This is a genomic window from Agromyces sp. Leaf222 (assembly GCF_001421565.1).
Classification (GTDB): domain Bacteria; phylum Actinomycetota; class Actinomycetes; order Actinomycetales; family Microbacteriaceae; genus Agromyces.
In genome coordinates this window covers 2,400,316-2,423,433 of the sequence record NZ_LMKQ01000001.1, presented here as the reverse complement: position 1 = coordinate 2,423,433, position 23,118 = coordinate 2,400,316, and the positions used below count along the sequence as shown (strand labels likewise).

The window sequence follows — 23,118 nt, the reverse complement described above, 5'->3', positions numbered from 1 at the left end:
AAATACCACCTCAGTCGAACCAGCTAACCCGACGACAGGCCATGGGAAAGCCCGAGCGGCGCCCACCGACGACCGCGGTCCCGGTCGAGCCTTCCACCCAGCCCTCCAACACCCCGCCACGCCCCCCGCGCCATGCCCGACCAGCGATCCTGGCGCGAATAACCGCAGCCCTGCTTCTCGCGACCTCCGCCATGCCGATTGCGGTAGTCGGCCCGCTCTCCGCGGACGCCTACGTCGCCGCAGCGTCGGGGCGCGGAGATACGCAATCGATTTCGGTACCGCCCGATGCGACCCTGCAGGCGCTCTCCAATGAGACCTACACGGCGGTTTCCGGGGAGGAGCTGCGCGCTGCGGCGAACATGAGGACCGCGGCAACGTTCATCAACGATGGGAACTCTCCCATTCAGTGGCCATTCCCCGTCGGCGTACCACTGACCGACAGGTACGGGCCACGAGAAGCGCCGTGCGGCGGGTGCTCCACCTTCCATCAAGGCTTGGACATGACCCCGGGCGAAGGCACACCGATCGATGCCATCGCCGCGGGAACCGTCATCGCCGCGGAGGAATCCGACTCGGGATTCGGTGTCTCAGTTCAAGTGGAGCATGTCGTGGCCGGCCGAAAATACGTCAGCTTGTATGCGCACATGCAATTCGGGTCGCTCGAGGTGACCGAAGGGGACATCATCGCGGTCGGTCAGAAGATCGGCGAAGTCGGCAATACCGGTCAGAGCACCGGCCCTCACCTGCACCTTGAGATTTGGGAGGACGGGACCGACCCCATCGACCCGTACGCCTGGCTGACCGAGATGGTCGGCTGAAATTGGAGACATCATGACCGCACCGCGCAACCCCAGCAAGGCCACCCGCCCGGCGACTCCCACCGGCACCGTCGAAAAGGCCAGAACTAGGAGGGTCCTCTGGATCAATGTCGGCGCCGTGTTCGCGTTCCTCCTGGTCGTAGTGATCATCTTCCTCGTCACCCGCCCCACGTCGTCCGAGCCCAACGCGAACAGCACCACCGCACCAAATGAGGTGATTCGCGAGGACAGCCACATTCTCGGCGAGCCCGGCGCGACCGATGTCACCCTCGTCGAGTTCCTCGACTTCGAGTGCGAGGCCTGCGGGGCAGCGTTCCCCTTCATCGAGTCACTCCGGCAGAAGTACGCCGGCGAGGTTACGTTCGTGGCCCGGTACTTCCCGATCCCGAGCCACCAGAACGCCCTCAACGCGGCGATCGCGGCGGAAGCGGCGGGGCGTCAAGACAAGTTCGAGGAGATGTACATGAAGCTCTTCGAGACCCAGACTCAGTGGGCTGAACAACAGGACTCGAAGGCCGACGTCTTCCGTCAGTACGCCGACGAGCTCGGCCTGGACCTCGACCAGTACGACGCCGACGTCGCCGACCCGACAACCGAGGAGCGGGTGCTTTCCGACCAGACCGACGGCACCGCACTGGGCGTCAGCGGCACCCCGACCCTCTTCTTGAACGGCGAACTGCTCGAGCTGCGATCGGCGGACGACCTCACCTCGGCGATCGACGCCGCCCTCGGAAGATGACCGGTCGGATTCGATCCCGGCTCGCCGCGACGTTCCTCGGCGTGCTCCTGCTCAGCGGGTGTTCGTCCAATGATGTGGCCACGCAGTACCGGGAAGGAAGCGGGAAGAACTTCATCGCGGGCAACGGCACGATCACCGAGGTTCCCATGGCTGAGCGCGGCCAGACGGTGGAGTTCGATGGCATCTCGGATGCCGGCGCCCAGCTCAGTTCTACGGACTTCGACGGACAACCTCTCGTGGTGAACTTCTGGTATGCGGGCTGCGCCCCGTGCCGGAAAGAGGCTCCAGACCTTCAAACACTGTCCGAGCAGTTCGAACCGGACGGGGTCCAGTTCATCGGCGTGAACATTCGTGACCAGGTCGCGACAGCTCGTGCCTTCGCCGAAACCTACGGGGTGACATACCCATCGATCATCGATGCTGACGGTGGTGCGGCGCTGCTCGCATTTAGCGGAGTCATCGCACCCAACGCCGTGCCCACCACATTGGTCCTGGATGCCGAGCACCGGGTGGCAGCCCGCGTGCTCGGCAGGGTGACAAGCCCATCAATCCTCGAGGCGCTCATCAACACTGTGCTCTCGGAGGCACCATGATCCCCGACAGCGTGTTCACCGTTGTACTGACGGGTGAACTGATACTGGCGATCCCGATCGCCCTAGCGGCAGGTCTGATCTCGTTCGCGTCGCCGTGCGTGCTCCCGCTTGTCCCCGGCTACCTCGGGTTCATCGGGGGAATCGCACACCCCGCTCAGAGTTCCAAGCGTTTGGTGGCAGGCACGGTGTTGTTCATCGCCGGGTTCGGAATGGTCTTCGTTGCGTACGGAGCCATTTTCGGCGTCCTCGGTTCAGTACTGATCGCCTGGCAGGACCTGATCACCCGGGCCCTCGGCATCATCATCATCCTGATGGGGCTGGTCTTCACCGGCCGGATCCGATTCTTCCAACGCATCATCAAGCCGCAGCAGGCACAGTCCCGGGGGATCCTTGGCGCTCCGATCCTCGGCGTGGTGTTCGGGCTGGGCTGGACGCCATGCATGGGTCCGACGCTCACTGCAATTGCTGCCTTGAGTCTTGACGGCGGGTCCGCGTTGCGCGGCGCACTCCTCGGTCTGGTCTATTGCCTTGGCCTCGGCCTGCCGTTCCTCTTCCTCGCCCTCGGATTTTCGTGGGCATCGACCGCGGTCATGGTGATCCGCGCCCACCTCCGCAGCGTGAACCTCGCCGGCGGTTTGTTGCTGATCCTGATCGGCGTGCTCATGCTCACCGGAGTGTGGAGTACCTGGCTGTACCAGTTGCAGGCGGTGATTGGCGGTGTCGTCCTCCCGATCTAGCCCTCGCACGCGAATACCAGCTCCATCGAGCAGGGCGCTGTTCATTGTCCCCTCGCTCGTCATAGCGGCAATGGTCGCCGCATGCGTGATCGGGGTGCTCGCGACGACCACTGGACCCGCCCCGGTCTTCAAAGTCACACCCATCATCGAGTACGGGTTGCCCGTCATGAAGGGGCTCACCAACCTCGCGACCGCGACGACGATCGGCGGGCTGCTGCTGGCGACCCTGATCCTCCCGAGAACATCACCCGGATACGGGTACGCGCTCGACGTCAGCGCTTGCGGCGCCCTCGTTTGGACGGTGAGCGCCGCGGCAGCTACCGTGCTGACCTTCCTCAGCGTCGCTGGGACGGTGCCCCCTGAAATCTTCGGCCCGAGTCTGGGTCAATTTCTGACGCAGATCGAACTCGGCCGAGCCTGGCTGGCCACGGTGCTGGCCGCTTCTGCGCTGACGCTGTTGTGCTTCGCTGTTCGCAACCAAACTGCCGTCGCGTTCGTCATGATCGCCGCGTTCGCGGCCATGGTGCCAGTGTCGTTGCAGGGACATGCGGCGGGTGCCGGCAGCCACACCGCTGCGGCCAGCGCGCTGTGGCTCCACGTCGCTGCCAGCGCTGCTTGGATCGGCGGGCTCCTCGCCCTCGTCCTCACGCACCGGCGAGTTCCGGAGGCTCAGGCGTCGAACGCGCTGACTCGGTACTCCAGCATCGCGCTCGTCAGCTTCATCGTCCTCACTACCGCCGGCACGGTCGGGGCGGCGCTGCGGCTGCAATCTCCGGAGCAGTTGCTCACGACCGATTGGGGACGCCTGCTCTCAGGCAAGGTCGTTCTCCTGTTGGCGCTCGGCGTCTTGGGCGCCTACTACCGGACCCGCCTGCTTACTAAGCCAGCCAGGCCTTCGGCGGTGCGGTCTCGGATCTGGCGACTCGTCATTGTCGAGCTTGCGATCATGGGGGGCGCATCCGGGTTTGCCACGGTCCTCTCCCGGACATCGCCACCGGTTGTGGAGCAGATCGCGAACACCCCATCTCAGCGCCTCACAGGTCAGGATCTCCCGCTCCCTTTCAGTCCGCTCCGCGTGTTGGACGCCTGGTCGCTCGACCCGGTCTGGCTCCTCGTCGCTGGTCTCGGCATCGCCGCGTATATCCGCGCGGTAGTACAGCTCAGACGACGAGGAGAACCATGGCCAACTTGGCGCGGCGCGAGCTGGGTCGTCGGGATGGTGCTGCTGTACTACGTCACGAGCGGCGCCCCGAACGTGTACTCCCCGTATCTGATCACAGCCCAAACGGTCGGCCAGGGTGTGCTCATTCTGACGGTGCCTCTGCTTCTCGTGCTCAGTGCACCGACCTCATTGCTCCTCCGAGCGGCGCGACCACGGAGTGACGGCAGCCGCGGCGTGCGGGAGTGGGCCGTCCTCGTGGTGCAGTCCCGCGTGGCCGCCGTGGCCACCCACCCGATCGTGACCGTCGCCTTGTTCGCCTGCTCGATGATCCTGTTGTACACCCCGACCGTTCTCAGGTGGGTCCTGGAGGATCCCGTCGGTCAGCAATGGGCGACCGCGCAATTCCTGCTCGTCGGCATCCTCTTCTGCCAATCGATCCTCGAAACAGGGCAGGAAGGTCGGGGCAACCCCTACCCGCTCCGTTTGATGGCTTTGCTCGTCGCTTTGGTCTCCCTGACCATCTTCGGTCTGACCCTGTTGACTAGGAACGACCTGCTCCTGCCGAGCTGGTACGGGATCATTGCCGAAGGCTGGGAAGTCGACCCTCTCTCAGCGCAACAAGCCGCAGGCGTCACCTTGTGGGCTGTCGTGACGCTTCCCGCCCTGATCCTCACGGCAATCCTGGGCTACCAGTGGACCCACGCGGATCGAGAGCAGTTCCGCAACCGACCCGAAACGATTCCGGGTTGGGACGGTCATACCGGCGCCAACGTCCCGGCCACACCATCTCGAGACAGACATCGATGATCCGCGGTGATGTGAGCGGACCCGTGTCGATTCCAGAGGAACCGCCGAGCCTCGAGCAATTCCTGATAGTCGACCTGCAGCCGGTCCCGGTGCTTCCGCTGCTCGCGGCCCTCCTTGCTGGCGCATACGTCTGCGGCTGGATCCGGCTACGAATGCTCAAACGGCCGTGGCCCGTTTGGCGAGGCGGGCTGTTTCTCATCGGTTGCCTGCTCATCGCAGCGACCACGGGAACCAGGCTGGAAGGATATGGATACGAACTGTTCTCTGTGTTCATGTTCCAGCAACTCACGCTGATGATGGCTATCCCGCCGCTTCTCGTGCTCGGCTCGCCGGGAACGCTGCTGCTCCGAGCCACCCCGCATCATGGCGTCGGCCGGCTGCTGCTTCGGATTGCGATAGCCGGCCTGCAGTCACGAGTTTCGCGGTTCGTGCTCCATCCCGGCTTCATGATTCCGCTGTTCCTGTTCGCGTTCTATGGCATCTACCTCAGCAACATTGCGAACGTTCTGCTGAACACCTGGCTCGGACATCTCGGGCTTGAGCTGTCGTTCCTGGCGGCGGGCATCCTGTTCACCGTCCCGCTCATCTCCTCGGACCCGCTTCCCAAGCGGCAATCCCATCTCGGCCGGCTCGTCGACCTCTTCTCGGAAATGCCGTTGCACGCGTTCTTCGGCGTGATCGTCATGATGGCCATCACGCCACTGGTACCGTACTTCGCTTCACCGCCCCCTTCCTGGGCCATCGACCCCGTGGCCGACCAGAGCATCGCGGGCGCACTCGCATGGTCATACGGTGAAGCCCCAACGCTGGCGCTGGCCCTCGTCCTTCTTGCCCGCTGGTATCGGGACGATACTCGCCTCGCTCGAGCCAGGGATTTCCGTATCGACCGCACCGGGGACCCAGAACTCGAGGCGTACAACCGCTACTTGCAGCGTCTCACCGCGCATGACCGTATGCGCGAAAGTGCGTCCGGTGCGAGGACGGCCGCAGAACGACCCAATCAAGGGACAACAGGATGAGTTGGGACTTCCTCCGGAACTGCAACCGAACTCAGGACCTCCTCTGGAAATGCCAATCGAAACAGGACCACCGTGGCAACTTAACGAAGAACCCTGTTTGGCATGAGTCTCACATCAACCGCGCCTGGGACAGGATCGAGTAGAGGCAGTCCGCTCGACCCCAGGCGAGCTGACCGTCCACCCGACGAGGGCACACCCTCGCGCAGTTCTGTCACCAAGGGGGACACGCGTCGATCTTCTCGACACACGATGTCAATTGCTCGGGCATCAATTGGCCAGAGCGCGGTTGAGCGCAGCACGGATGTCGTCGGGAGAGGTGAGCGGAACGAGGTCGTCGTTGATGAAGATCGTCGGGGTGCCTTGGGCACCGAGCGCGGTCGCGGCGTCGTAGTCGTACTGAACGCGTGCTTCGGTGGATGGGTTTGCCACAGCCGCGTCGTAGGCGGCCAGGTCGAGGCCGATCTCTTCGGCGAATTGGCGGAAGAGGTCGGCCTTGGAGACGCGCTGCTCGCCCCACTCGCCCTGTGTCTCGAACATTCGGTGGTACATCGCTTCGAACTCGCCCTGCTGGGCTGCGGCCTCGACGGCGATCGCCGCGTTCCTCGAGTTGAAGTGGCCTGGCAGCGGGAAGTAGCGGGTGACGAAGGTGACTTCGCCGGCGTATTCCTCTCGGAGCTCTTCGACGAAGGGGTACACCGCGCCGCAGACTTCGCATTCGAAGTCGAGGAACTCCGTGAACGTCACGGTCCCGTTGTCTGCGACATCCAGCCGGTGGCTGTTCTCCGCCACGACGGCTACTGCCGCTGGACTGCTGCTGCCGCTGCCGCTGCCGCTCATGGAGCTGTCAGGCGTGGTCGCGCCGGGCTGGTTGAGTGCGATTGCGGTGATCGCGCCCGCACCGGTGAGGAGGATCGCGCTGAGGATGCCAATCTGGAACTTGGTGCTCTTCTTCATGCTGCGGGGAGAACCTTCCGGCGAGCGGCGCGGACGCCATTGAGGATCACGAAGACTTCAGCGATCTCGTGTATTAGGACCACGCCGGCGAGCCCGAGCACTCCGAACAGGGCTAAGGGGAAGAGCACGATGATGATCGCGAGCGAAAGCACGATATTGCCGGTCATGATGCGCCGGCCGCGGCGGGCATGCGCGAGGGCCTGTGGGATCAGCCGCAGGTCGGTGCCGGTGAACGCGACATCCGCGGATTCGACCGCGGCCGCGGAACCGGTCGCTCCCATGGCAATGCCAGCGTCCGCCGCGGCCAGGGCGGGCGCGTCGTTGATTCCGTCACCGATCATGGCCGTGGGCTTGCCGGAGGAAAGGGCTTGGATCGCGGCTGCCTTGTCCTGGGGTCGCAACTCGGCGCGGATGTCGCTGATGCCGGCTTGGGAGCCGATGGCCTTCGCGGTGCGGGTGTTATCGCCGGTGAGCATGACGCTGCTGATCCCGGCCGCCTCGAGCTGACGGATCGTGTCAGCGGCTTCGGGCTTGAGCTGGTCGCGGATGCCGATCACGCCGACAGCACTCCCGTCGATGTCGACGACTACGACCGTCATCCCTCCGCCTTCCATCGCGTTCGCACGCTCGGATAGGTTGCCGGCGTCCAGCCACCGGGTGCTGCCAACCCGCACGGTGCGGCCGTTGACGGTACCGGTGAGACCGTGTCCGGCATCCTCCGTCACCTCTGATGCCGCCGAGTGCTCCGGGGCGGCGGCCAGGATCGCGGACGCGATCGGGTGGGTGCTGTTCGCCTCGAGGGCTGCAGCCAGCCTCAAGACCTCATCACGGTCGAAGTTCAATGTGTCGATGTCGACGACTTCGGGCTTGTTGCGGGTCAGGGTGCCAGTCTTGTCGAACGCGACAATGCGGATCGCGCCGAGCTGCTCGAACGCGGCACCGGATTTGATGATGACGCCGAACCGGCTTGCCGCGCCGATCGCGGAGATGACCGTTACGGGCACGGCGATCGCCAGCGCACACGGGGAAGCCGCGACGAGCACGACCAGTGCACGTTCCGTCCACAAGCCGGGATCGCCGACCAGGAACCCGAACCCGATGATCAGGGCTGCCACGATCAGAACGATCGGGACCAGCGGGCGGGCGATGCGATCCGCCAGCCGGGCCCGTTCGCCCTTCTTCGCCTGCGCTTCCTCAACCAGCTTGACGATCGTGGTAAGCGAGTTGTCATGGCCAGCTGCGGTCGCCTCGACCTGGATCGTGCCGGCGCCATTGATCGATCCGGCAGGAACCGGATCACCTGGTCCAACTTCCACTGGAATCGATTCACCGGTCACGGCGGAGGTGTCGATGCTGCTGCGACCCATCACGACGACTCCGTCTGTCGCGACGCGTTCGCCTGCACGCACCACGAGGATGTCAAGTTCACGGATCTCCGCGGCCGGGACTGTGACCTCGCCAGAGAGGCGAGACAGCCGCGCCGTATCCGGGATCAGCGAGAGCAGTGAACGCAGCCCGTGCCGGGCCCGATCCATCGCCCGGTCCTCCAGGGCCTCAGCGATGGAGAAAAGGAACGCGAGCGCAGCCGCTTCGCCCACATGACCAAGAAGCACCGCGCCGACGGCAGCGATCGTCATCAGGAGACCAACGCCAAGCTTGCCGCGAACTAGGCGCCTGACCGCGCCAGGCACGAACGTCGTCGCACCTGCAAGCAGGCTGCCCGCCTGAACCACCGTGGCTGGCCATCCCACACCTGACCACTCGAGCCCGAACCCGACAGCGAGCAGCACGCCGGAGATCACCGGCAGCAGGAGCGCACGATCACGCCACCACGGAACCAACTCCTCATGCTCTTCGCCGTGCTCGTCATGATCATCGACCAGCGCGGCGATAGGTGGATCCTCGGGCACCCCCGCCCGAAGGGTGATGCTTACTGGAGCATCGTCGGGGCCGCAGCACTCGCGGCTCATGGGTTGACTCCCGGGCCGCAGCAGAAAGGAATATCACAGCCGTCGACAGCGCACGGCACAGCGTCATCAACGGCAAGAACCACGTCCAGCAGTGACGTCAACGCACGCGTGAGGTGCGGGTCAGAGATCTCGTACCGAGTGGCGCGCCCCTCGGGAATCGCCACCACGATCCCACAACCGCGCAGGCAACTGAGATGATTCGACACATTGCTCCGCGTGAGCTCGAGAGCACGCGCCAACTGCGCCGGATACCCCGGCTCCTGCAGCAAACTCAACAGAATCCTCGAACGCGTTGGATCAGCCATCGCCCGACCCAACCGATTCATCACATCAACGCGCGGAGCAATAGTCAGCATGCGATGACTATACAGCGTTCGCTGTATTGAAGTCATTGCGGGCTTCTGACCGTCACCTCATGCGCCCGCCCATAGCCGCCGCCCTTACTGTGCATCAGTGCGTCGAATATGGAGCTTGCCGTTTGAGGCGAGAAGCTGTGACCGCTCGATGTCGCGTTGCCTAGGGTCGGTTCGCGGTTGCTAGCGACGTTCGGGAGGTGTGCGCGCACGTTGCGATTTGCGTCCGCGTTGATCGCATTGAGTCGTTGGCGTGATGCCGTGGAGTCCACAGTGAGGACGGCGCCGCCTTCGAGGCGGTGCCCGTTCCAGCGCAGGCGGATGGCGAGTCTGGGCGGTGTCAGCGGGACGCGGTGACGTCGAGCAGCTGGGACAGTTCGCCGAGTGCTCCCGGAACGAGCTTGTAGTACGCCCAGGTGCCGCGCTTGCTGCGGGTCAGGAAGCCGGCCTCCATGAGGATCTTCAGGTGGTGCGACACGGTCGGTTGGCTGAGGCCGACGGGTTCGATGAGGTCGCAGACGCATGCCTCGGTACCCTCGGATGCTGCGACGATCGACACCAGTCGGAGCCGGGTCGGGTCGGCCAGCGCCTTCAGCTTCTTCGCGAGGGTGTCTGCACGCTCCGCGTCCATGGCCTCGCTGGTCAGCGGCGTGCAGCACACGGCAGCGTCGGGCTGGATCACAGGCAGCAGCGTGGTGGACATGTCAGCCATCGTACTCCAATATTGACAAACATCGATGGAGTGGGCACACTCAATATCGAAGTTCATCGATGCCTTAGGAGGCTCACCATCATGACGTTGATCGATCTCACCGTCCCGAGCCTGCAGCGACGCAGCCTTGACACCCTGCCGGTCGCGATCATCGGCGCCGGCCCGGTGGGGCTCGCGGCGGCCGCGAATCTCGTCGAGCGCGGCATCGACTTCGTGATCTACGAGGCGGGCGATCAGGTCGGTTCCAGCATCCGGCAGTGGGGGCACACTCGACTGTTCTCGCCGTGGAAGCACGTCGTCGACCCGGCCTCGCGCCGCCTGCTCGAAGCGACCGGATGGCAGCTCCCGGCACCCGAGAGCCTCCCCACGGGCATCGAACTCGTCGAGCAGTACCTGGAGCCGCTCGCCGCGCTCGAGGCGATCGCCGGCCGCATCCGCACCGGCGTCCAGGTTGAAGCGGTGACCCGTCAGGGCATGGACCGCACCCGCACAGCACGCCGCGCGTCGACGCCGTTCCTACTCCGCGCCCATACGGTCGACGGCATCGAGGAGTTCACCGCGCGCGCCGTGATCGACACGTCGGGTACCTACGCGCATCCGAACAGCCTTGCCTCCTCCGGCCTGGACCCGCTGGGCCTCGCCGAGGTCGCCGACCGGGTCAGCCACGCCCTGCCCGATGTCCTCGGCCGCGAACGAGGACGCTTCGCCGGCCGGCACATCACCGTCGTCGGCGCCGGACACTCCGCCGCGAACACACTCCTGGCTCTGGTCGAGCTCGCCGAGCAGGAGCCCGACACCCGCATCACCTGGCTGATCCGCAACGCCAGCGCCGTCCGCGTCACCACCTCGTACGATGACGGCCTCGCGGCCCGCGCTTCGATCGGCCGCCGTGTCGATGCCCTCGTCGCCGCCGGCCGGATCACCGCGCTCGACCGGTTCGAGATCGTGCGCCTCGGCCGCACCGACGACGGTGTACGTCTGATCGGCGCCCGCGCCGGCGAGCTCGTCGAGCACGACACCGAGCTCGTGGTCAGCGCCACCGGGTTCCGCCCCGACCTCGACATGCTCCGCGAGATCCGCCTCGAACTCGACGAGATCGTCGAGGCTCCCAAGCGACTCGCGCCGCTGATCGACCCGAACGTGCACACCTGCGGAACGGTCGAGCCGCACGGGTTCGCCGAGCTCACCCATCCCGAGCCCGGGTTCTTCCTCGCCGGGATGAAGAGCTACGGTCGCGCACCGACCTTCCTCCTCGCGACCGGGTACGAGCAGGTCCGCTCGATCACGGCATGGCTCGCCGGCGACCTCACCGCGGCCAGCAACGTCGAACTCGTGCTGCCCGAGACCGGCGTGTGCTCGACGAGCCTCGCTCCCGACGGATCGTCCTGCGGCACGAGCGACGCAGCGAGTGGCGCCTCGAGCGCTTCGAGCTGCTGCTCGTGACCACCGTCCGGCCGATGGAGGCATCGGACTGGCCGGCGGTGCAGGCGATCTACGCCGCGGGCATCGGCACCGGCAACGCCACGTTCGAGGCAGAACCCCCGAGCTGGGACGCCTTCGACCAATCCCGCGTACCCGATGCTCGCTTGGTCGCCTGCGACGCGGACGGCGCCGTGATCGGGTGGGCTGCGGCATCCCGGGTGTCCGCTCGTGAGGTGTACCGGGGCGTGATCGAGCATTCGATCTACGTCGACCCCGCCGCGCAAGGAACCGGCGCTGGGCGGCAGCTGCTCGCCGCGTTCATCGAGACGACGAACGCGGCGGGCTACTGGATGATCCAGTCCTCAATCTTCCCCGAGAACGTCGCGAGCCTCACCCTCCACGAACGCGCCGGATTCCGCACCGTCGGCCGACGCGAACGCATCGCACGCATGGGCTACGGCCCCCACGCCGGCAAGTGGCGGGACACGATCCTGATCGAACTCCGTCGTGGCGACGACACTGAGACCAGTGAGGCGCCGCTGAGCTGAGGGTTCTCGCGTCACAACCGATCGTTAGATAGACTTTGGTCTATGGATGCTTCGGTGGACTCTGCTCGCGAGTTGCGTCTGGTCGCCGACCCGACGCGGGCCCACATCCTGCGCAGCATCCTCGAAGCCCCCGACGGTCGGGTGCTCGTGGGGCGCCTCGCCGAGGAACTCGGGTTACGCCAACCGACCGTGAGCCACCACATGAAGGCGCTCCTCGACGAGGGCCTGGTGCAGCGGCAACCCGACGGGCGACGCACCTGGTACTCGCTGGCCGACGAGCACGCGGACCGGCTCGCTGAGATCCTTCGCGCCCAGGAGCCATCCGTCCCGGTCGATCCGGTGCTGGAGCGGGTGGTGCGAGATCTCAGCGACCGGTACCACGGGACCTTCAGTCCGGAGACGGTCGAGCGGTACGTGCGCGAGAGCTACGACCTCCTCGCCGAACGCCCCGCGCCAGGCCGGCGCCTCCCGTCGCTCGCTGCGCAGTTCGCCGCGGACCGGCTCGATGCCCTCGCCCGGGTGGCGCCGGCGTCGAGCCCGGTCCCTGAGGTGCTGTTCGTGTGCGTCCAGAACGCTGGAAGGTCGCAGATGGCCTCCGCCATCCTCCGCCACCTCGCCGGCGACCGAGTACACGTACGCACGGCCGGCTCGGACCCGGCCGGCGAGGTGCGCAGTACTGTCCTGACAGCACTGGATGAGATCGGCGTCCCGCTGGCTGGTGAATACCCGAAGCCACTGACGGACGAGGTGGTTCGGGCGGCGGATGTCGTGATCACGATGGGCTGCGGCGATGCATGCCCGATCTACCCCGGCCGCCGCTACCTCGACTGGGACCTTCCCGACCCGGTGGGCAAGCCCATCGCCGAGGTGCGGGAGATCCGCGACGACATCGAGCGCCGCATCCGCGAACTGCTCGCCACCCTCTAGTCGATCGACAGGACCGATGACCGACGAGTCACCCCAGCCCAGCCCTGCCCCGCTCGCCCGCCGCCTCGTCGCCGAGTTCCTCGGAACCGGGCTGCTCGTCGCGATCGTCGTCGGTTCCGGGATCGCCGCATCCCAGCTGTCCCCGGAGGACATCGGTCTGCAGTTGTTGGAGAACAGCCTCGCCACCACGCTCGGCCTGGCCGTCCTGATCGCGGTCCTCGCCCCGGTATCCGGTGCCCACTTCAACCCCGTCGTGTCGCTCGCGGACTGGTGGCTCGCCCGCAGGAGCGGCGGCCCCGGCTTCACCGTGCGCGGCGTCGCACCCTACGTCGCCGCGCAGGTGCTCGGCGCGATCGCGGGTGCAGTGCTCGCGAACGCGATGTTCGACGTGCCCACCGCCATCGCCACCACAATGCGCGCGACACCGTCGACACTGCTCGCAGAGCTCGTCGCGTCCGCCGGACTCGTGCTCGTGATCTTCGCCCTTGTGCGCAGCGGCAACACCCGGATCATCCCCGCCGCGGTCGGCGCGTACATCGGGGCGGCGTACTGGTTCACCAGCTCCACCTCGTTCGCCAATCCTGCCGTGACGATCGGGCGCATCTTCTCCGACACCTTCGCCGGCATCGCCCCGGCGTCCGTCGCGCCGTTCATCGCCGCGCAAGTCGTCGGCGCGGTCGTCGGCGTCGTATTGGTCAGCTTCCTCTTCCCGGTGCCTGCCGCGGCGACGGAGCGAGATGGGGCCAAGGTTCCCGCTGAGGTAGCCAAATGATAGATGGCGGTCTATCATTCAGGTATGAGCACTGAGAAGCCTTCCGTCCTGTTCGTCTGCGTCCACAATGCCGGTCGCTCCCAGATGGCCGCCGGGTACCTGCGCGAGCTCGGCGGGGACCGTGTCGAGGTTCGCTCGGCCGGGTCCGAGCCGAAGGACCAGATCAATCCAATCGCCGTCGAAGCCATGGGTGAGGAGGGCATCGACATCACCGGCAACACGCCGAAGATCCTCACCGTCGACGCGGTGAAGGAGTCGGACGTGGTGATCACGATGGGCTGCGGCGATGCCTGCCCGATCTTCCCGGGCAAGCGCTACGAGGACTGGGAGCTCGAAGACCCGGCCGGCCAGGGCATCGAGGTTGTTCGCCCCATCCGTGACGAGATCCGCCGCCGGGTGGAAGAGCTCATCAGCGAACTGCTTCCCGCGCCCGCCACCGCCTGACCCGTCGCGACGAAACCGGCCAGGATCATGAACCGCACCGTGCAGCCACCGCTCCTCACCCCTGACTCCGTGTTGCACCGGGCCAGCGAACGCCTCGCCGTCCGCTTCGATGGGATCTTCAGCGAGGAAACCGTTGAACGGGTCGTCTTCGAGTCGTTCACCGCGCTCGCCCGCACCGCGACCGTGAATACCCACCTGCCCAGCCTCGCGACGCGGTTCGCGCAGGACCGGTTGACCGCGTTGGCGCAGTCGAAGGGTGCCATCGCGAAGCCGGTGCCTGAGGTGCTGTTCGTGTGCGTGCAGAACGCCGGCCGATCCCAGATGGCAGCCGCATACCTCCGTGAGCTCGGCGGCGACCGCATCCACGTCAGATCGGCAGGATCCCAGCCCGCAGCCGACCTGGGAGCATCCGTCGTCCAGGTGATGACGGAGGCCGGCATCGACCTCGCCCAGGAGTTCCCGAAGCCGCTCACCGATGACGTCGTCCGCGCCGCGGACGTCGTGATCACGATGGGCTGCGGCGACGCCTGCCCGGTCTACCCGGGCAAGCAATACCTCGACTGGCACCTCGACGACCCTGACGAGCTCACCCTCGACGAGGTCCGCCGAGTCCGTGACCAGATCCGAACCAACGTTGAACAGCTGCTGCGCAGCCTGGAGGCCGCACCTCATGCATGAGAACCCCATCGAGAACGTCGTCGTGATCGGCTCCGGACCCTCCGGCTACACCGCCGCCGTGTACTTGGCCCGCGCCGGCCTGGCACCGGTCGTGCTCGCGAGCTCCGTCGAAGCCGGCGGCGCTCTGGTCACGACGACTGAGGTCGAGAACTACCCCGGCTTTTCGACGGGCATCATGGGCCCCAAACTGATGGATCAGATGCGCGAACAGGCCGAACGCTTCGGCGCCCGCATCGTCTACGACGACGCCACCGAAGTCGAACTCAACGGCGCGGTCAAGACCATCCGCACCATCAACGGCGTCGAATACCGCGCCCACGCCGTCGTGCTCGCAATGGGCTCGGCGTACCGCAAGCTCGGCATCGAAGGCGAAGAACGACTGACCGGCCGCGGTGTCTCCTGGTGCGCCACCTGCGACGGCTTCTTCTTCAAAGGCAAGGACATGGCCGTTGTCGGCGGCGGCGACTCGGCACTCGAGGAAGCCATGTTCCTCACCCGATTCGCCGACTCCGTCACCCTCGTGCACCGGCGCGATTCGCTCCGCGGATCGCGCATCATGCAGGAACGCGCGCTCGCGAATCCGAAGATCCGCCCCTACTGGAACGCCGAAGTCATCGCCGTCGAAGGCGACGACGGCCTCGAGCGACTTCGGCTTCGCGACACCACGACCGGTGCTGATGCTGCACTCGACGCGACGGGCCTCTTCATCGCGATCGGCCACGACCCGCGTAGCGACCTCGTTGCCGGTCAGATCGACCTCGACGACGACGGCTACGTGAAAGTGGCACACCCCTCCACTCAGACCAACCTCGCCGGGGTCTTCGCCTGCGGCGACCTCGTCGACAAGCGCTACCGGCAAGCCATCACCGCCGCAGGCACCGGCTGCGCCGCTGCGCTCGACGCCGAGCATTACCTCGCTGCACACGGTCTCGCTGATCCCGTGGAGGAACAGCCCGCGGTGATTCTCGAAACGACCTGATCCCTCTTGCTTGCCTCGGCGCCCGAGGGCCGGTCGTCGTCCGTTCCAAGTGCGTCGGTGGCGTTTTCCGAGGATCATGGAGGCATGAATATCCAGATCCTGCACATCGAAGCGTGCCCGAACTGGGTGGAAGCAGGTGATCGTGTCCGTGAAGCGGTCCGATCATTATCAGCCGATGGCGTCGAGCTATCGTTCCGTCTGCTGACCTCTCCTGAGGATGCCAGGCAGGTCAGGTTCGCGGGATCACCGACGATCCTCCTGGACGGCGAGGATCTATTCCCCGGTGGGGAGCCCACGCCGGAATTGGCATGCCGTGTGTACATCACCCCAAGCGGGTTGGCGGGGCTGCCGACCACCGAGCAGATCATCGACGCGATGGGATCGTATGAACGTTGACGCCCCCGTCCAGTGCTCCTGCTGCGGCCGAACCCTGCCGCGATCCAAAGTGCATGCGTTGAGCGAAGGCCCCGGATACCTATGTCGCCGCTGTGGTCTATGGATCGCGCTGCGCCTGCGCAACGACAGGGTCGAGTAGCGGCTGGAGTTGGGCTCCCCGTCTGGCCGTCGGTGATCGAAGCCCGCATGCCGGTCCTTGGATGCTGCGGAGTGCGGGTGGAGGTGCCGTCAAGACCGGGATGTCCCGTTTACCCTGCCCGATGACAACGCCCGCGGGGGTGCCCCGTACGCTCCAACCCGCCAGGTTGTCAGTCGCATTGCATCTCCGCACGACGTTTGGCTTCGCGGAGCTGTGTGGTCGAACGTTGTCGAGTGTTCGTCCCTCGCGGGTCGATATCGTGACGCCGATGTCGAGAGCGCACCAGGGGAGTCGGCTTCACCCTGGTGCGCTCGCGTCGGAGGTCTTGACCGCGTGGGCTCGACCACGTATTCACCGTTAATGGATCCGAGAGCATCCCAAATTTGCCGAGGGGCAGCCGGGGTATTCTGGGGGAGTTCGAACACGATGCACGAGAAGACCCTGATCAGCTCCAGATCAGTCGAGGTCTGGCCAGCCGTTCGGAGAAGGCGGAAATCGGTGCCGGCTCCCATCGGTCACGGGTTCAAGTCCCGTCCGCCCTACTTCGCGGATTCGCCGTATGATCTGGTGTTTTTCGCTGCGCCCCTTCGCGCGAGACTGCTTGCACCAGACTGCCATTCTTGCTTGATTTCTCCCTGATCAGGTTTTTCTCGGATGATTCTGCCCAGAATGCCGGTGTTTCGAGCTCAAGTCTCAGCCGGGTTCGAAATGCCTACTGATCAGGTTTTCTGCCGTCTCTGGATGCTCGCGAATGCCCCGTGTCCGTTTATTCGGCGCAAATGAGGCTCTGCGCATGGGGTGCTGGTGCATTCTGTGTTCGTCTCGGGCCATCTGGGGTGAGCGAACTTGGTGGCCGGATCCCGGGAGCGGGCGGTCGATTGCGCACGGTCGTCGGCATCCGCTCGGTGTTTGACGCCCGAAATGGGCATCCCGCGGTTGGGGAGTCCTTCACTAGCATCGCGCCATGTCTGGACAGTCTTCTAACACGTGCGTGAAGCAGGGTTATCCCGATCAGGAAGCGGCACGAACGGCGCTGGCACGGGTTCGAGAGCAGGGAGCGAAGCGCCCGTCGAGTGAGCTCCCTGTTCGGGTGTATCGGTGCGACCGCTGTCTGGGCTGGCATACGACTGCGAAAGGCCAGAAAGGTAAGTGGGATAAGGATCCTGGTTGGCAGCGACCATCGGACGAGGTCGCTCGCATCGAGGCTCTTCTTCGCGCTGACCTGCCTGCCCGACCGTGACCTCGGGCGGTCTTCATCGGTCCGGCGACATCGCTGCGTTCATCGGCGATGGCGAAACGCGACTGATCGCAGCTGCGTACCGTGATCCTGTTCGCGCGGGGGAGTTGTTCGTGCTTTCCGACAATGAGGCGCACGAGCATCGAGCGTGGGCGAAGAGCGCGTTGCGTTGCATGTTTGCGGACTGCCCAGCACCCGATCTCACGACCGTCTCCCGTGCCAATGCGCGTGACGGGTTCACCCACTTCCGCGGCGGAGGCAGACACGCTCCTGAGTCGGTGAACCATCGACAGGGGAAAGCTGTCGTCGCCCAATGGTTGCGGCGCCTCTACGGCCACGATGCGGTCGACATCGAGGTGGCCACCGATACCCAGCGTTCACGGGTCGCCGATGTGCTCCTCACCCATCCCATAACGCAGCGCCGAGTCGCGTTCGAGGTGCAGTACGCCCAGCTCAGCGTCGCCGAATGGCGCGACCGCCACGAGTCCTACGTGCAGCAGGGCATCATCGATGTCTGGCTCTGGGGGCACACTCGCATCCGTCGTGCTCGTTCTGAGTATGCGCTCGAGCCGTACCGTCTCGACGATGTGCAGGATGAGTTGCGCAAGGCGGGCATGAGGGTCACGTTCATCAACCCTGAGTCGTCGCAGCTGGCGATCGCGGTCAACCGGTTCGGCAGAACGTACTCGCTTGCAAGCGAACGCGAAGTGGATCTCGTTGCATTCGAGCTGGAGTCGATCCGGTTGTCAGACCAGGGCGTCAGGTCCGACGCGATTGATCCGTTCGTGACGGCCGCACGGGAGCGGGAAGCCGCGCTCCGGGAGCGAGAGTTGGAGGCGCAGGAGCACGCAGAGGCTCGTGCCGCGATTGAGGCAGCCCGCGCAAAAAAGGCGAGCGCGCGAGACCTCGAACGTGCACGTGCCGCTCGTGAGCAGTTTGCGTCGATGCCGGCTCGTGTCGACGCGAGGTCGGGCGTCGTTCGACCCTCTGTCACCATGCCGGCGAGAGTCCTGTGCCGGCAGTGTGGAAAGCCGCTCGACGCGACGCTTGCTGAGTTCGGCGTCCATCTTGGCCCGTGCCGATGGGAGCAAGAACGGTTGCTCTGAACGGCCGCGACGTCAGCGCACCGGTGCGGGCCGTCCGATCGCCCACCATAGGACGGGACCGAGGATTGGAATGAGGGTCACGAGCGCCCAACCAACTCTTGCACCGTCGCTGAGCGATGAGCGCGATACCTGGACGACGGCGATGATCCAGCAGATGGCGGGCGTCGCGAGCACGGCCACCAATAGCACCGTCCAACCGATACTCCAGAAGTGCGCCCACAAATCCATTCCTGGCATCCTCACGATCGGGGTGGTCTTCGGACATGGTCGCTCGGGCCTTGAGAATTATCGCGGACAAGTCGAGGTTGTGCATCGACTGGACGGCCGATCTGCCGGCTGGCGTGAGTTCGTGGCGATGATGCGGGGCGTGTTCAGGTGCCGCTCGACGAGTACGGCCATAGGGAAGGGGCCGTGGAAGGCGAGATGCACCTCGGCCCGACCGTGTTCGGCGGACAGACGCTTAACGTGCCGGGCCACGGCTTGGCTGAGTCGACGCATCTCCCCCCACACGTCGGTGCTCGCCGCTCAACGATCGGCGTTGTACCAGCGCTCCTCGGCGAACTGCTCGGTTCCGGCGATGCCGCAAAGCTCTCTAGCTGCGGCGTCGGGCAACGACGTGAGAGCAGGGATTCCGGTCCGGTTCCATCCAGCTTCGTGTCGCTCCGTCATGAAGGCGGCGCCATCAAGAGACCGCGAATCGAGCCCTGTCACCAGTCGTGCGAACGCAGCCATCCCGCCCTTGCGTGCAAAGCAGCTCGCAATGATGTGGTCGTCAAGCACGATTCGGTGGTGCAATGCGCGGGACAGTTCCACGGCATCTTGCAGGAGCGCCATGACGTCGGGAGCTATGCCGACGACGGCGACCGTGGCGGCGGAACCCGCACGCAGGCGTTCAGCGCGTGCCGCTGCCCGAAGTAGAAGGTCGGCAGGCCGGCCGATGGTCTCCCAACCCCACTCGAGCACCGCGATCCAGATGTCCCGCATCTGCACCATTGGACGACCAGCACGGGCTGCCGCGCCGGCTGCGGCGTCCAGCAAGTCGAACGCTGCACTTGCGACCCAAACCTGCGATGGGCCGAATCGCCGAGGCAACTGCTGTGCGGTGTAGTTCGCACCAATGACGAGGTGACCGGCCCAGTCCGCTGGCGGGCTCAACCGTCCACGTGTGCTGCGCCACGTTTCGAGCTGGAGGAGTTGCGCCTGATGCAGCGCCTCACCGATCGGGAGATCCGCAGCCCTCGCGATGATAGCGCGATCCATCGCGGTCACGTCCTTGATCGGGAAGGCGGTCGCAACCACGCGGTCCGCACCCGAGCGCAGCATGGCGGGGCCAAGCGTGTTCCATTCACCAGCCGAGACGCTGCGCAGGTCGCCGCTATCGCATGCCAGTAATATGACTGAGCGAGGCAAGGTGGGCAGAGCGTCTCCTGAAATGACGAATGACGGGTCGTACCGGCCCGTCGCCGTGAAGGAAAGCGCGGCGCGTCCCTCTGGAGGCATCCGAGTCGTGTGGCCCGCGAACAACCAGGTTGTCCCGCGGGCGAGACGCTGAAGCGCGTCAACGACTTGCACAGCGGTTGGCGTGTCCGCAGCGGTGAGCACCGTCGCATCGTTGGGGACCTCCTCGGCCAGACCGGCGGCCCCTGCGAGGTCGCCGCCCGGGTCCAGGACTGCGAGGCGGATGGGTAGTGGCCCCGAGTCGGCGCCTGCGGTCGGGTCCGCTCGCCTGATGATCTCAACGAGTGCGGCGACGGGGGGCGCGATCGTAATGCGCACGTGCTCGATGAGACGCACATCGGCCGGTCCGAGAATGATGCCCGCCCAGGGGACGTGCGACAGGGCCACATCGGGCGAGATCGCTAGCGATACGGTAGCCGCAGATTCGAGGATGGCCCTCTGGAGAGGCTCCGGAACGAGCGCGGCGAGATCGCGGGACAGCTCGTGCTCGCGCCGAATGGGCCCGTTGACGAACGGGCTGTCGGCGAGGCGCCGATCACGCTGCGAGGCGTTCTCCCCGGGAAATTCGATCGGGAGTGCGTCGTGCATGCGCGCGAGCGGGCCTGCGAGCTCGCTCATCGGGACTCGGCCGCCGGTCGCAGGCATCCCCGGCCGGACCAAAGCCCAGTACAGCTGTCCCTGAGCCTCCCAGGTCGACCACCACCATGCACCTGGCCCCGCCACTACGGCCGCTGCAGCCTCGAGGTCGTATGCCGGGGCGGGAGCCCCCGGCTGTTCCCAGAACCCGTTCTGGAGGACGGAGCGTCCGTTCGCGCGGATGAAGAGAGGTTTGCGGGCGGCATCGATCGGTCCTGTAGCTGCTTCGGACTGCAGTCGGCCATACTCTATGAGCTCGGCGAGCGTTGACCAATCCTTCCCCGCGAAGGCTGCGCCTATTGCGTCGTCGAGGGCGGGATGGAATGTCTGCCACCATGCATGACGATCCTCGCGGGTTCGGAGTTCGTGGCGGATGGTGTTCAAGACCCCGAGCAAATCAAGCCGGAGCCGATAGGCGGCGCGCTCGAACCCGGGGGCGGCATCGAGAAGGGCAATCATGGCGCGGAGCTCGTATCCGACCTCAACCGGATTCCCGTCCCGGAAGAGGATCTCAACACCGGTTCTCCAGAGCGACCAGGAGGAAACCGTCGCTTCGCCATTTCCGAACATATAGCGCGTTGCCTGACAGGTCGCCATTGCCTGCTGAGCCATCAGCGTCGATTCCCGGTTGCGCTCGCGGCTCGTCGCGCGCTCATTCTGCGCGAGGATTGCGAGGCCCGCGGCGGCATGCGCGCATCGCTCGGCGAGTTCGGGCCGATCAGCCTCAAATGTCACCGCGGCCGATCTCAGCATTCGGACTGGTTCGTGGACGCGGCCTCCGTCGGCGAGATCTGGGAGTCGAGCCAGGACCGTCAGGCCGACACCGACTTCTGGGGTAGCGTGGGAGAGGATTTCGGTGATCGTCAACGCGACGACGACCCGGAGCGCCTTGGGTACCCGCATCGGCGACTGCTGCATACGCGATCCGACCTCGAGCGCTGCGTTGTGCGCGTCATCGAGACGGTTAAGCAGGAACATCGTGCGGGCGACTATGTAGCCCTGGAACACTTCCGCTCGCTTCGGGAACAAATCGCGGAGGTCCCAGGCTTCGCCTGGGCGGCCGGCCTCCAGCAGCAGGTGCGCGTGCACCATCTCTTCTCGAGACGGGGAAGCCGATTCCGGCGTCGATAGGGCGAGCCAGTGCTCGTATTCGCGAAGCGCCGCAACCGGCCGCCCCAGCCGAAGGCTCCGGCGCACTCTGAACTGGGCGACGAGCCCCGAGAGAGGTCGGCGCCTGGGGAGGAACACCGGTACGGGGAAACGCGCTGATGGAATGCGACGCCAAGCCCACCAGTCGTACAGATGGATGGCCATGCCGAGCAGGAGCACGATAGCGGCTATAAGCGGGGGCCACCCGCGTACGGCGATCGCGACGATCGCCATAGCCAACGCAATCAAGAGATGCCCGGAAGCGCCAAGCATCAGGAGAACGCCAAGGACTACTCCGGCGAGCGCCGCTTGCTCGAACACCTCACTGATCACTCGCTGGGGCTCCCGTGCGATCAACTCCGCCGGAAGGCGCTGCTCGACCTGTCGGAGAACCGGAATGAACAGGACGTCGTGCCAACGGAATGCGATGTATCCGACTGGAATGAGGGGCAGGAACCATCGGAGCAGGCGGTTCCGATATGACCCCCGGTAGATCTGTCCGAGTGCGCGACCGATCAGGCCTCGATAATCCTCTAGTCCATTAAGTGCGCTTCCCGCGGTTTGCAGATGCCGGTATGGGATGCGATCGAGAAGGATTCCGATTCCTTCGAACAACACGTGCGCGGTAAGGAGGACGATCGCCATTGCCAGCAGGCCGAACGCGGCTGCGGTACCGCTCAAGACCAGCAGGCTCGGGATGCCCGCCAGGATGCCGCGTGGATAGCGCGGGAAGTCGGGCCAATCCATCAGCTTCGGATCGCGGAACGGAACGGCGGCGGCGAGTGCGATGAACCAGGCAGCGATGCTCCCCCCGCGGACTGCCAGCACGACTAGTACGACGCAGAGGGCGATCCGCAGGGACGGGTGGACGAACGGTGCGATGCGCGTGATTGTCCACCACGGGTCTGCAAGCGTCAACCTGAGCCGGGCGGTGTCCTCACTTGTCGGGTCCGTCGACTCTTGGCGACGCAGGTGGGCTTCGACGGCGCTGCCGATGCCCTCCATCGTGCCGAAACCGAAGGCCTCCGCCACGACATCGAGGAGCTCTTCTCGCTGCGCCGAGTCTAACCGAGCCGATGCGACCAGCGCGAGAGCGATGTGCTCCGAGCCGACGGAATCGAAGTCGAACGCGATCGCGATGGTGTCGGCGAGTTCGAGCACGTTTGCGAGTTCATCCGTGGCGGCCCATTCGGCCGCGAGCGCCAACATCTCGCGGAGGTCGCCATCCGTTCGTACTTCCACCCGCAGCCAAGAATCACCGTCGATCAGGCTCAATGCCGTGAGCAGCCGTGCACGTTCGGGGATCGTGATCGGCAGTCCGTTGACCGTCGTGAGGAGTCGTCGGGCTCCAGGTGCGAGTGGG

21 protein-coding genes are annotated in these 23,118 nt (G+C 65.6%); 15 read left to right on the top strand and 6 right to left on the bottom strand.

Annotated elements, in window-relative coordinates; all coding sequences use genetic code 11:
- The first annotated feature begins 41 nt into the window (after positions 1–41).
- The 6 genes from ASE68_RS10725 to ASE68_RS10700 all read left to right on the top strand — a co-directional run bounded on the left by ASE68_RS10725 (position 42) and on the right by ASE68_RS10700 (position 5,875).
- Entirely contained in the window at positions 42–818 is a 777-nt protein-coding gene (locus tag ASE68_RS10725) for a M23 family metallopeptidase (protein ID WP_162238271.1), read from the top strand.
- A gap of 13 nt (positions 819–831) precedes the next feature.
- Positions 832–1,557, top strand: coding sequence for a thioredoxin domain-containing protein (locus ASE68_RS10720; protein ID WP_082462177.1), 726 nt, complete (start codon positions 832–834; stop codon positions 1,555–1,557).
- Positions 1,554–2,150 carry a TlpA disulfide reductase family protein gene (locus tag ASE68_RS10715; RefSeq protein WP_055858219.1) on the top strand — a complete coding sequence of 199 codons (597 nt, stop codon included), beginning with the start codon at positions 1,554–1,556 and terminating at the stop codon, positions 2,148–2,150. The genes ASE68_RS10720 and ASE68_RS10715 overlap by 4 nt, the downstream gene beginning before the upstream one ends.
- Positions 2,147–2,887 carry a cytochrome c biogenesis CcdA family protein gene (locus ASE68_RS10710; RefSeq protein WP_055858216.1) on the top strand — a complete coding sequence of 247 codons (741 nt, stop codon included), beginning with the start codon at positions 2,147–2,149 and terminating at the stop codon, positions 2,885–2,887. The genes ASE68_RS10715 and ASE68_RS10710 overlap by 4 nt, the downstream gene beginning before the upstream one ends.
- Before the next feature lie 94 nt (positions 2,888–2,981).
- A complete protein-coding gene (locus tag ASE68_RS10705; RefSeq protein WP_235480827.1) occupies positions 2,982–4,856 on the top strand; it encodes a cytochrome c oxidase assembly protein in 1,875 nt (624 codons plus the stop codon).
- Complete coding sequence (locus ASE68_RS10700) at positions 4,853–5,875, top strand: cytochrome c oxidase assembly protein (protein ID WP_082462176.1); 1,023 nt, start codon at positions 4,853–4,855, stop codon at positions 5,873–5,875. The genes ASE68_RS10705 and ASE68_RS10700 overlap by 4 nt, the downstream gene beginning before the upstream one ends.
- A 267-nt stretch (positions 5,876–6,142) precedes the next feature.
- On the opposite strand, the gene ASE68_RS10695 is transcribed toward ASE68_RS10700, so the two are convergent.
- The 4 genes from ASE68_RS10695 to ASE68_RS10685 form a co-directional block, all read right to left on the bottom strand.
- Positions 6,143–6,829 (bottom strand): thioredoxin domain-containing protein, encoded by a 687-nt coding sequence (locus tag ASE68_RS10695; RefSeq protein WP_055858212.1) that lies wholly within the window; start codon positions 6,827–6,829, stop codon positions 6,143–6,145.
- The gene (locus tag ASE68_RS10690) at positions 6,826–8,799 is read right to left on the bottom strand and encodes a cation-translocating P-type ATPase (protein WP_055858209.1); all 1,974 of its coding nucleotides are present in this window, start codon (positions 8,797–8,799) and stop codon (positions 6,826–6,828) included. Before ASE68_RS10690 ends, ASE68_RS10695 begins: the two co-directional genes overlap by 4 nt.
- Positions 8,796–9,155, bottom strand: coding sequence for a helix-turn-helix transcriptional regulator (locus ASE68_RS19865; protein WP_082462175.1), 360 nt, complete (start codon positions 9,153–9,155; stop codon positions 8,796–8,798). The genes ASE68_RS10690 and ASE68_RS19865 overlap by 4 nt, the downstream gene beginning before the upstream one ends.
- A gap of 337 nt (positions 9,156–9,492) precedes the next feature.
- Positions 9,493–9,855, bottom strand: coding sequence for a metalloregulator ArsR/SmtB family transcription factor (locus ASE68_RS10685; RefSeq protein WP_200921700.1), 363 nt, complete (start codon positions 9,853–9,855; stop codon positions 9,493–9,495).
- Between the two features lie 90 nt (positions 9,856–9,945).
- Between ASE68_RS10685 and ASE68_RS10680 the strand changes: the two genes are divergently transcribed.
- From ASE68_RS10680 to ASE68_RS10640, 9 genes are all read left to right on the top strand, one after another.
- Complete coding sequence (locus tag ASE68_RS10680; protein ID WP_055858202.1) at positions 9,946–11,307, top strand: NAD(P)-binding domain-containing protein; 1,362 nt, start codon at positions 9,946–9,948, stop codon at positions 11,305–11,307.
- 14 nt (positions 11,308–11,321) lie between these two features.
- Positions 11,322–11,834, top strand: coding sequence for a GNAT family N-acetyltransferase (locus tag ASE68_RS10675; RefSeq protein ID WP_055861152.1), 513 nt, complete (start codon positions 11,322–11,324; stop codon positions 11,832–11,834).
- Positions 11,835–11,906: 72 nt separating this feature from the next.
- Entirely contained in the window at positions 11,907–12,761 is an 855-nt protein-coding gene (locus ASE68_RS10670) for a metalloregulator ArsR/SmtB family transcription factor (protein ID WP_235480826.1), read from the top strand.
- A 16-nt stretch (positions 12,762–12,777) separates the two neighbouring features.
- On the top strand, positions 12,778–13,533 hold the full coding sequence (locus ASE68_RS10665; RefSeq protein ID WP_055858199.1) for an MIP/aquaporin family protein: 756 nt from the start codon (positions 12,778–12,780) through the stop codon (positions 13,531–13,533).
- A 24-nt stretch (positions 13,534–13,557) separates the two neighbouring features.
- On the top strand, positions 13,558–13,977 hold the full coding sequence (locus ASE68_RS10660; RefSeq protein ID WP_055858196.1) for an arsenate reductase ArsC: 420 nt from the start codon (positions 13,558–13,560) through the stop codon (positions 13,975–13,977).
- Positions 13,978–14,004: 27 nt separating this feature from the next.
- Positions 14,005–14,655 carry an arsenate reductase ArsC gene (locus ASE68_RS10655; protein ID WP_055858193.1) on the top strand — a complete coding sequence of 217 codons (651 nt, stop codon included), beginning with the start codon at positions 14,005–14,007 and terminating at the stop codon, positions 14,653–14,655.
- Complete coding sequence (trxB, locus tag ASE68_RS10650) at positions 14,648–15,634, top strand: thioredoxin-disulfide reductase (protein WP_055858191.1); 987 nt, start codon at positions 14,648–14,650, stop codon at positions 15,632–15,634. The genes ASE68_RS10655 and trxB overlap by 8 nt, the downstream gene beginning before the upstream one ends.
- A gap of 84 nt (positions 15,635–15,718) precedes the next feature.
- Positions 15,719–16,030, top strand: coding sequence for a hypothetical protein (locus ASE68_RS10645; RefSeq protein WP_055858188.1), 312 nt, complete (start codon positions 15,719–15,721; stop codon positions 16,028–16,030).
- Between the two features lie 1,375 nt (positions 16,031–17,405).
- Positions 17,406–18,512: a competence protein CoiA family protein gene (locus ASE68_RS10640; protein ID WP_157421611.1), complete on the top strand. Its 1,107-nt coding sequence runs from the start codon at positions 17,406–17,408 to the stop codon at positions 18,510–18,512.
- Positions 18,513–18,524: 12 nt separating this feature from the next.
- Here ASE68_RS10640 and ASE68_RS20895 read toward each other — a convergent pair whose 3' ends face one another.
- Both ASE68_RS20895 and ASE68_RS10630 read right to left on the bottom strand, forming a co-directional pair.
- On the bottom strand, positions 18,525–18,740 hold the full coding sequence (locus ASE68_RS20895) for a PLDc N-terminal domain-containing protein (protein ID WP_055858182.1): 216 nt from the start codon (positions 18,738–18,740) through the stop codon (positions 18,525–18,527).
- Positions 18,741–19,037: 297 nt separating this feature from the next.
- Positions 19,038–23,030 carry a CHAT domain-containing protein gene (locus ASE68_RS10630; RefSeq protein WP_162238268.1) on the bottom strand — a complete coding sequence of 1,331 codons (3,993 nt, stop codon included), beginning with the start codon at positions 23,028–23,030 and terminating at the stop codon, positions 19,038–19,040.
- Between the last annotated feature and the right edge of the window lie 88 nt (positions 23,031–23,118).

Excerpts from the sequence above, each read along its gene's own strand:
- ASE68_RS10715 (WP_055858219.1), top strand. The coding sequence starts at position 1,554 with ATGACCGGTCGGATTCGATCCCGGCTCGCCGCGACGTTCCTCGGCGTG.
- ASE68_RS10720 (WP_082462177.1), top strand. The coding sequence starts at position 832 with ATGACCGCACCGCGCAACCCCAGCAAGGCCACCCGCCCGGCGACTCCC.
- ASE68_RS10665 (WP_055858199.1), top strand. The coding sequence starts at position 12,778 with ATGACCGACGAGTCACCCCAGCCCAGCCCTGCCCCGCTCGCCCGCCGC.
- ASE68_RS10675 (WP_055861152.1), top strand. The coding sequence starts at position 11,322 with ATGGAGGCATCGGACTGGCCGGCGGTGCAGGCGATCTACGCCGCGGGC.
- ASE68_RS10655 (WP_055858193.1), top strand. The coding sequence starts at position 14,005 with ATGAACCGCACCGTGCAGCCACCGCTCCTCACCCCTGACTCCGTGTTG.
- ASE68_RS10700 (WP_082462176.1), top strand. The coding sequence starts at position 4,853 with ATGATCCGCGGTGATGTGAGCGGACCCGTGTCGATTCCAGAGGAACCG.
- ASE68_RS10685 (WP_200921700.1), bottom strand. The coding sequence starts at position 9,855 with ATGTCCACCACGCTGCTGCCTGTGATCCAGCCCGACGCTGCCGTGTGC.
- ASE68_RS10680 (WP_055858202.1), top strand. The coding sequence starts at position 9,946 with ATGACGTTGATCGATCTCACCGTCCCGAGCCTGCAGCGACGCAGCCTT.
- ASE68_RS10660 (WP_055858196.1), top strand. The coding sequence starts at position 13,558 with ATGAGCACTGAGAAGCCTTCCGTCCTGTTCGTCTGCGTCCACAATGCC.
- ASE68_RS20895 (WP_055858182.1), bottom strand. The coding sequence starts at position 18,740 with ATGGATTTGTGGGCGCACTTCTGGAGTATCGGTTGGACGGTGCTATTG.
- ASE68_RS10645 (WP_055858188.1), top strand. The coding sequence starts at position 15,719 with ATGAATATCCAGATCCTGCACATCGAAGCGTGCCCGAACTGGGTGGAA.
- ASE68_RS10710 (WP_055858216.1), top strand. The coding sequence starts at position 2,147 with ATGATCCCCGACAGCGTGTTCACCGTTGTACTGACGGGTGAACTGATA.
- ASE68_RS10690 (WP_055858209.1), bottom strand. The coding sequence starts at position 8,799 with ATGAGCCGCGAGTGCTGCGGCCCCGACGATGCTCCAGTAAGCATCACC.
- ASE68_RS10725 (WP_162238271.1), top strand. The coding sequence starts at position 42 with ATGGGAAAGCCCGAGCGGCGCCCACCGACGACCGCGGTCCCGGTCGAG.
- ASE68_RS10695 (WP_055858212.1), bottom strand. The coding sequence starts at position 6,829 with ATGAAGAAGAGCACCAAGTTCCAGATTGGCATCCTCAGCGCGATCCTC.
- trxB (WP_055858191.1), top strand. The coding sequence starts at position 14,648 with ATGCATGAGAACCCCATCGAGAACGTCGTCGTGATCGGCTCCGGACCC.
- ASE68_RS19865 (WP_082462175.1), bottom strand. The coding sequence starts at position 9,155 with ATGCTGACTATTGCTCCGCGCGTTGATGTGATGAATCGGTTGGGTCGG.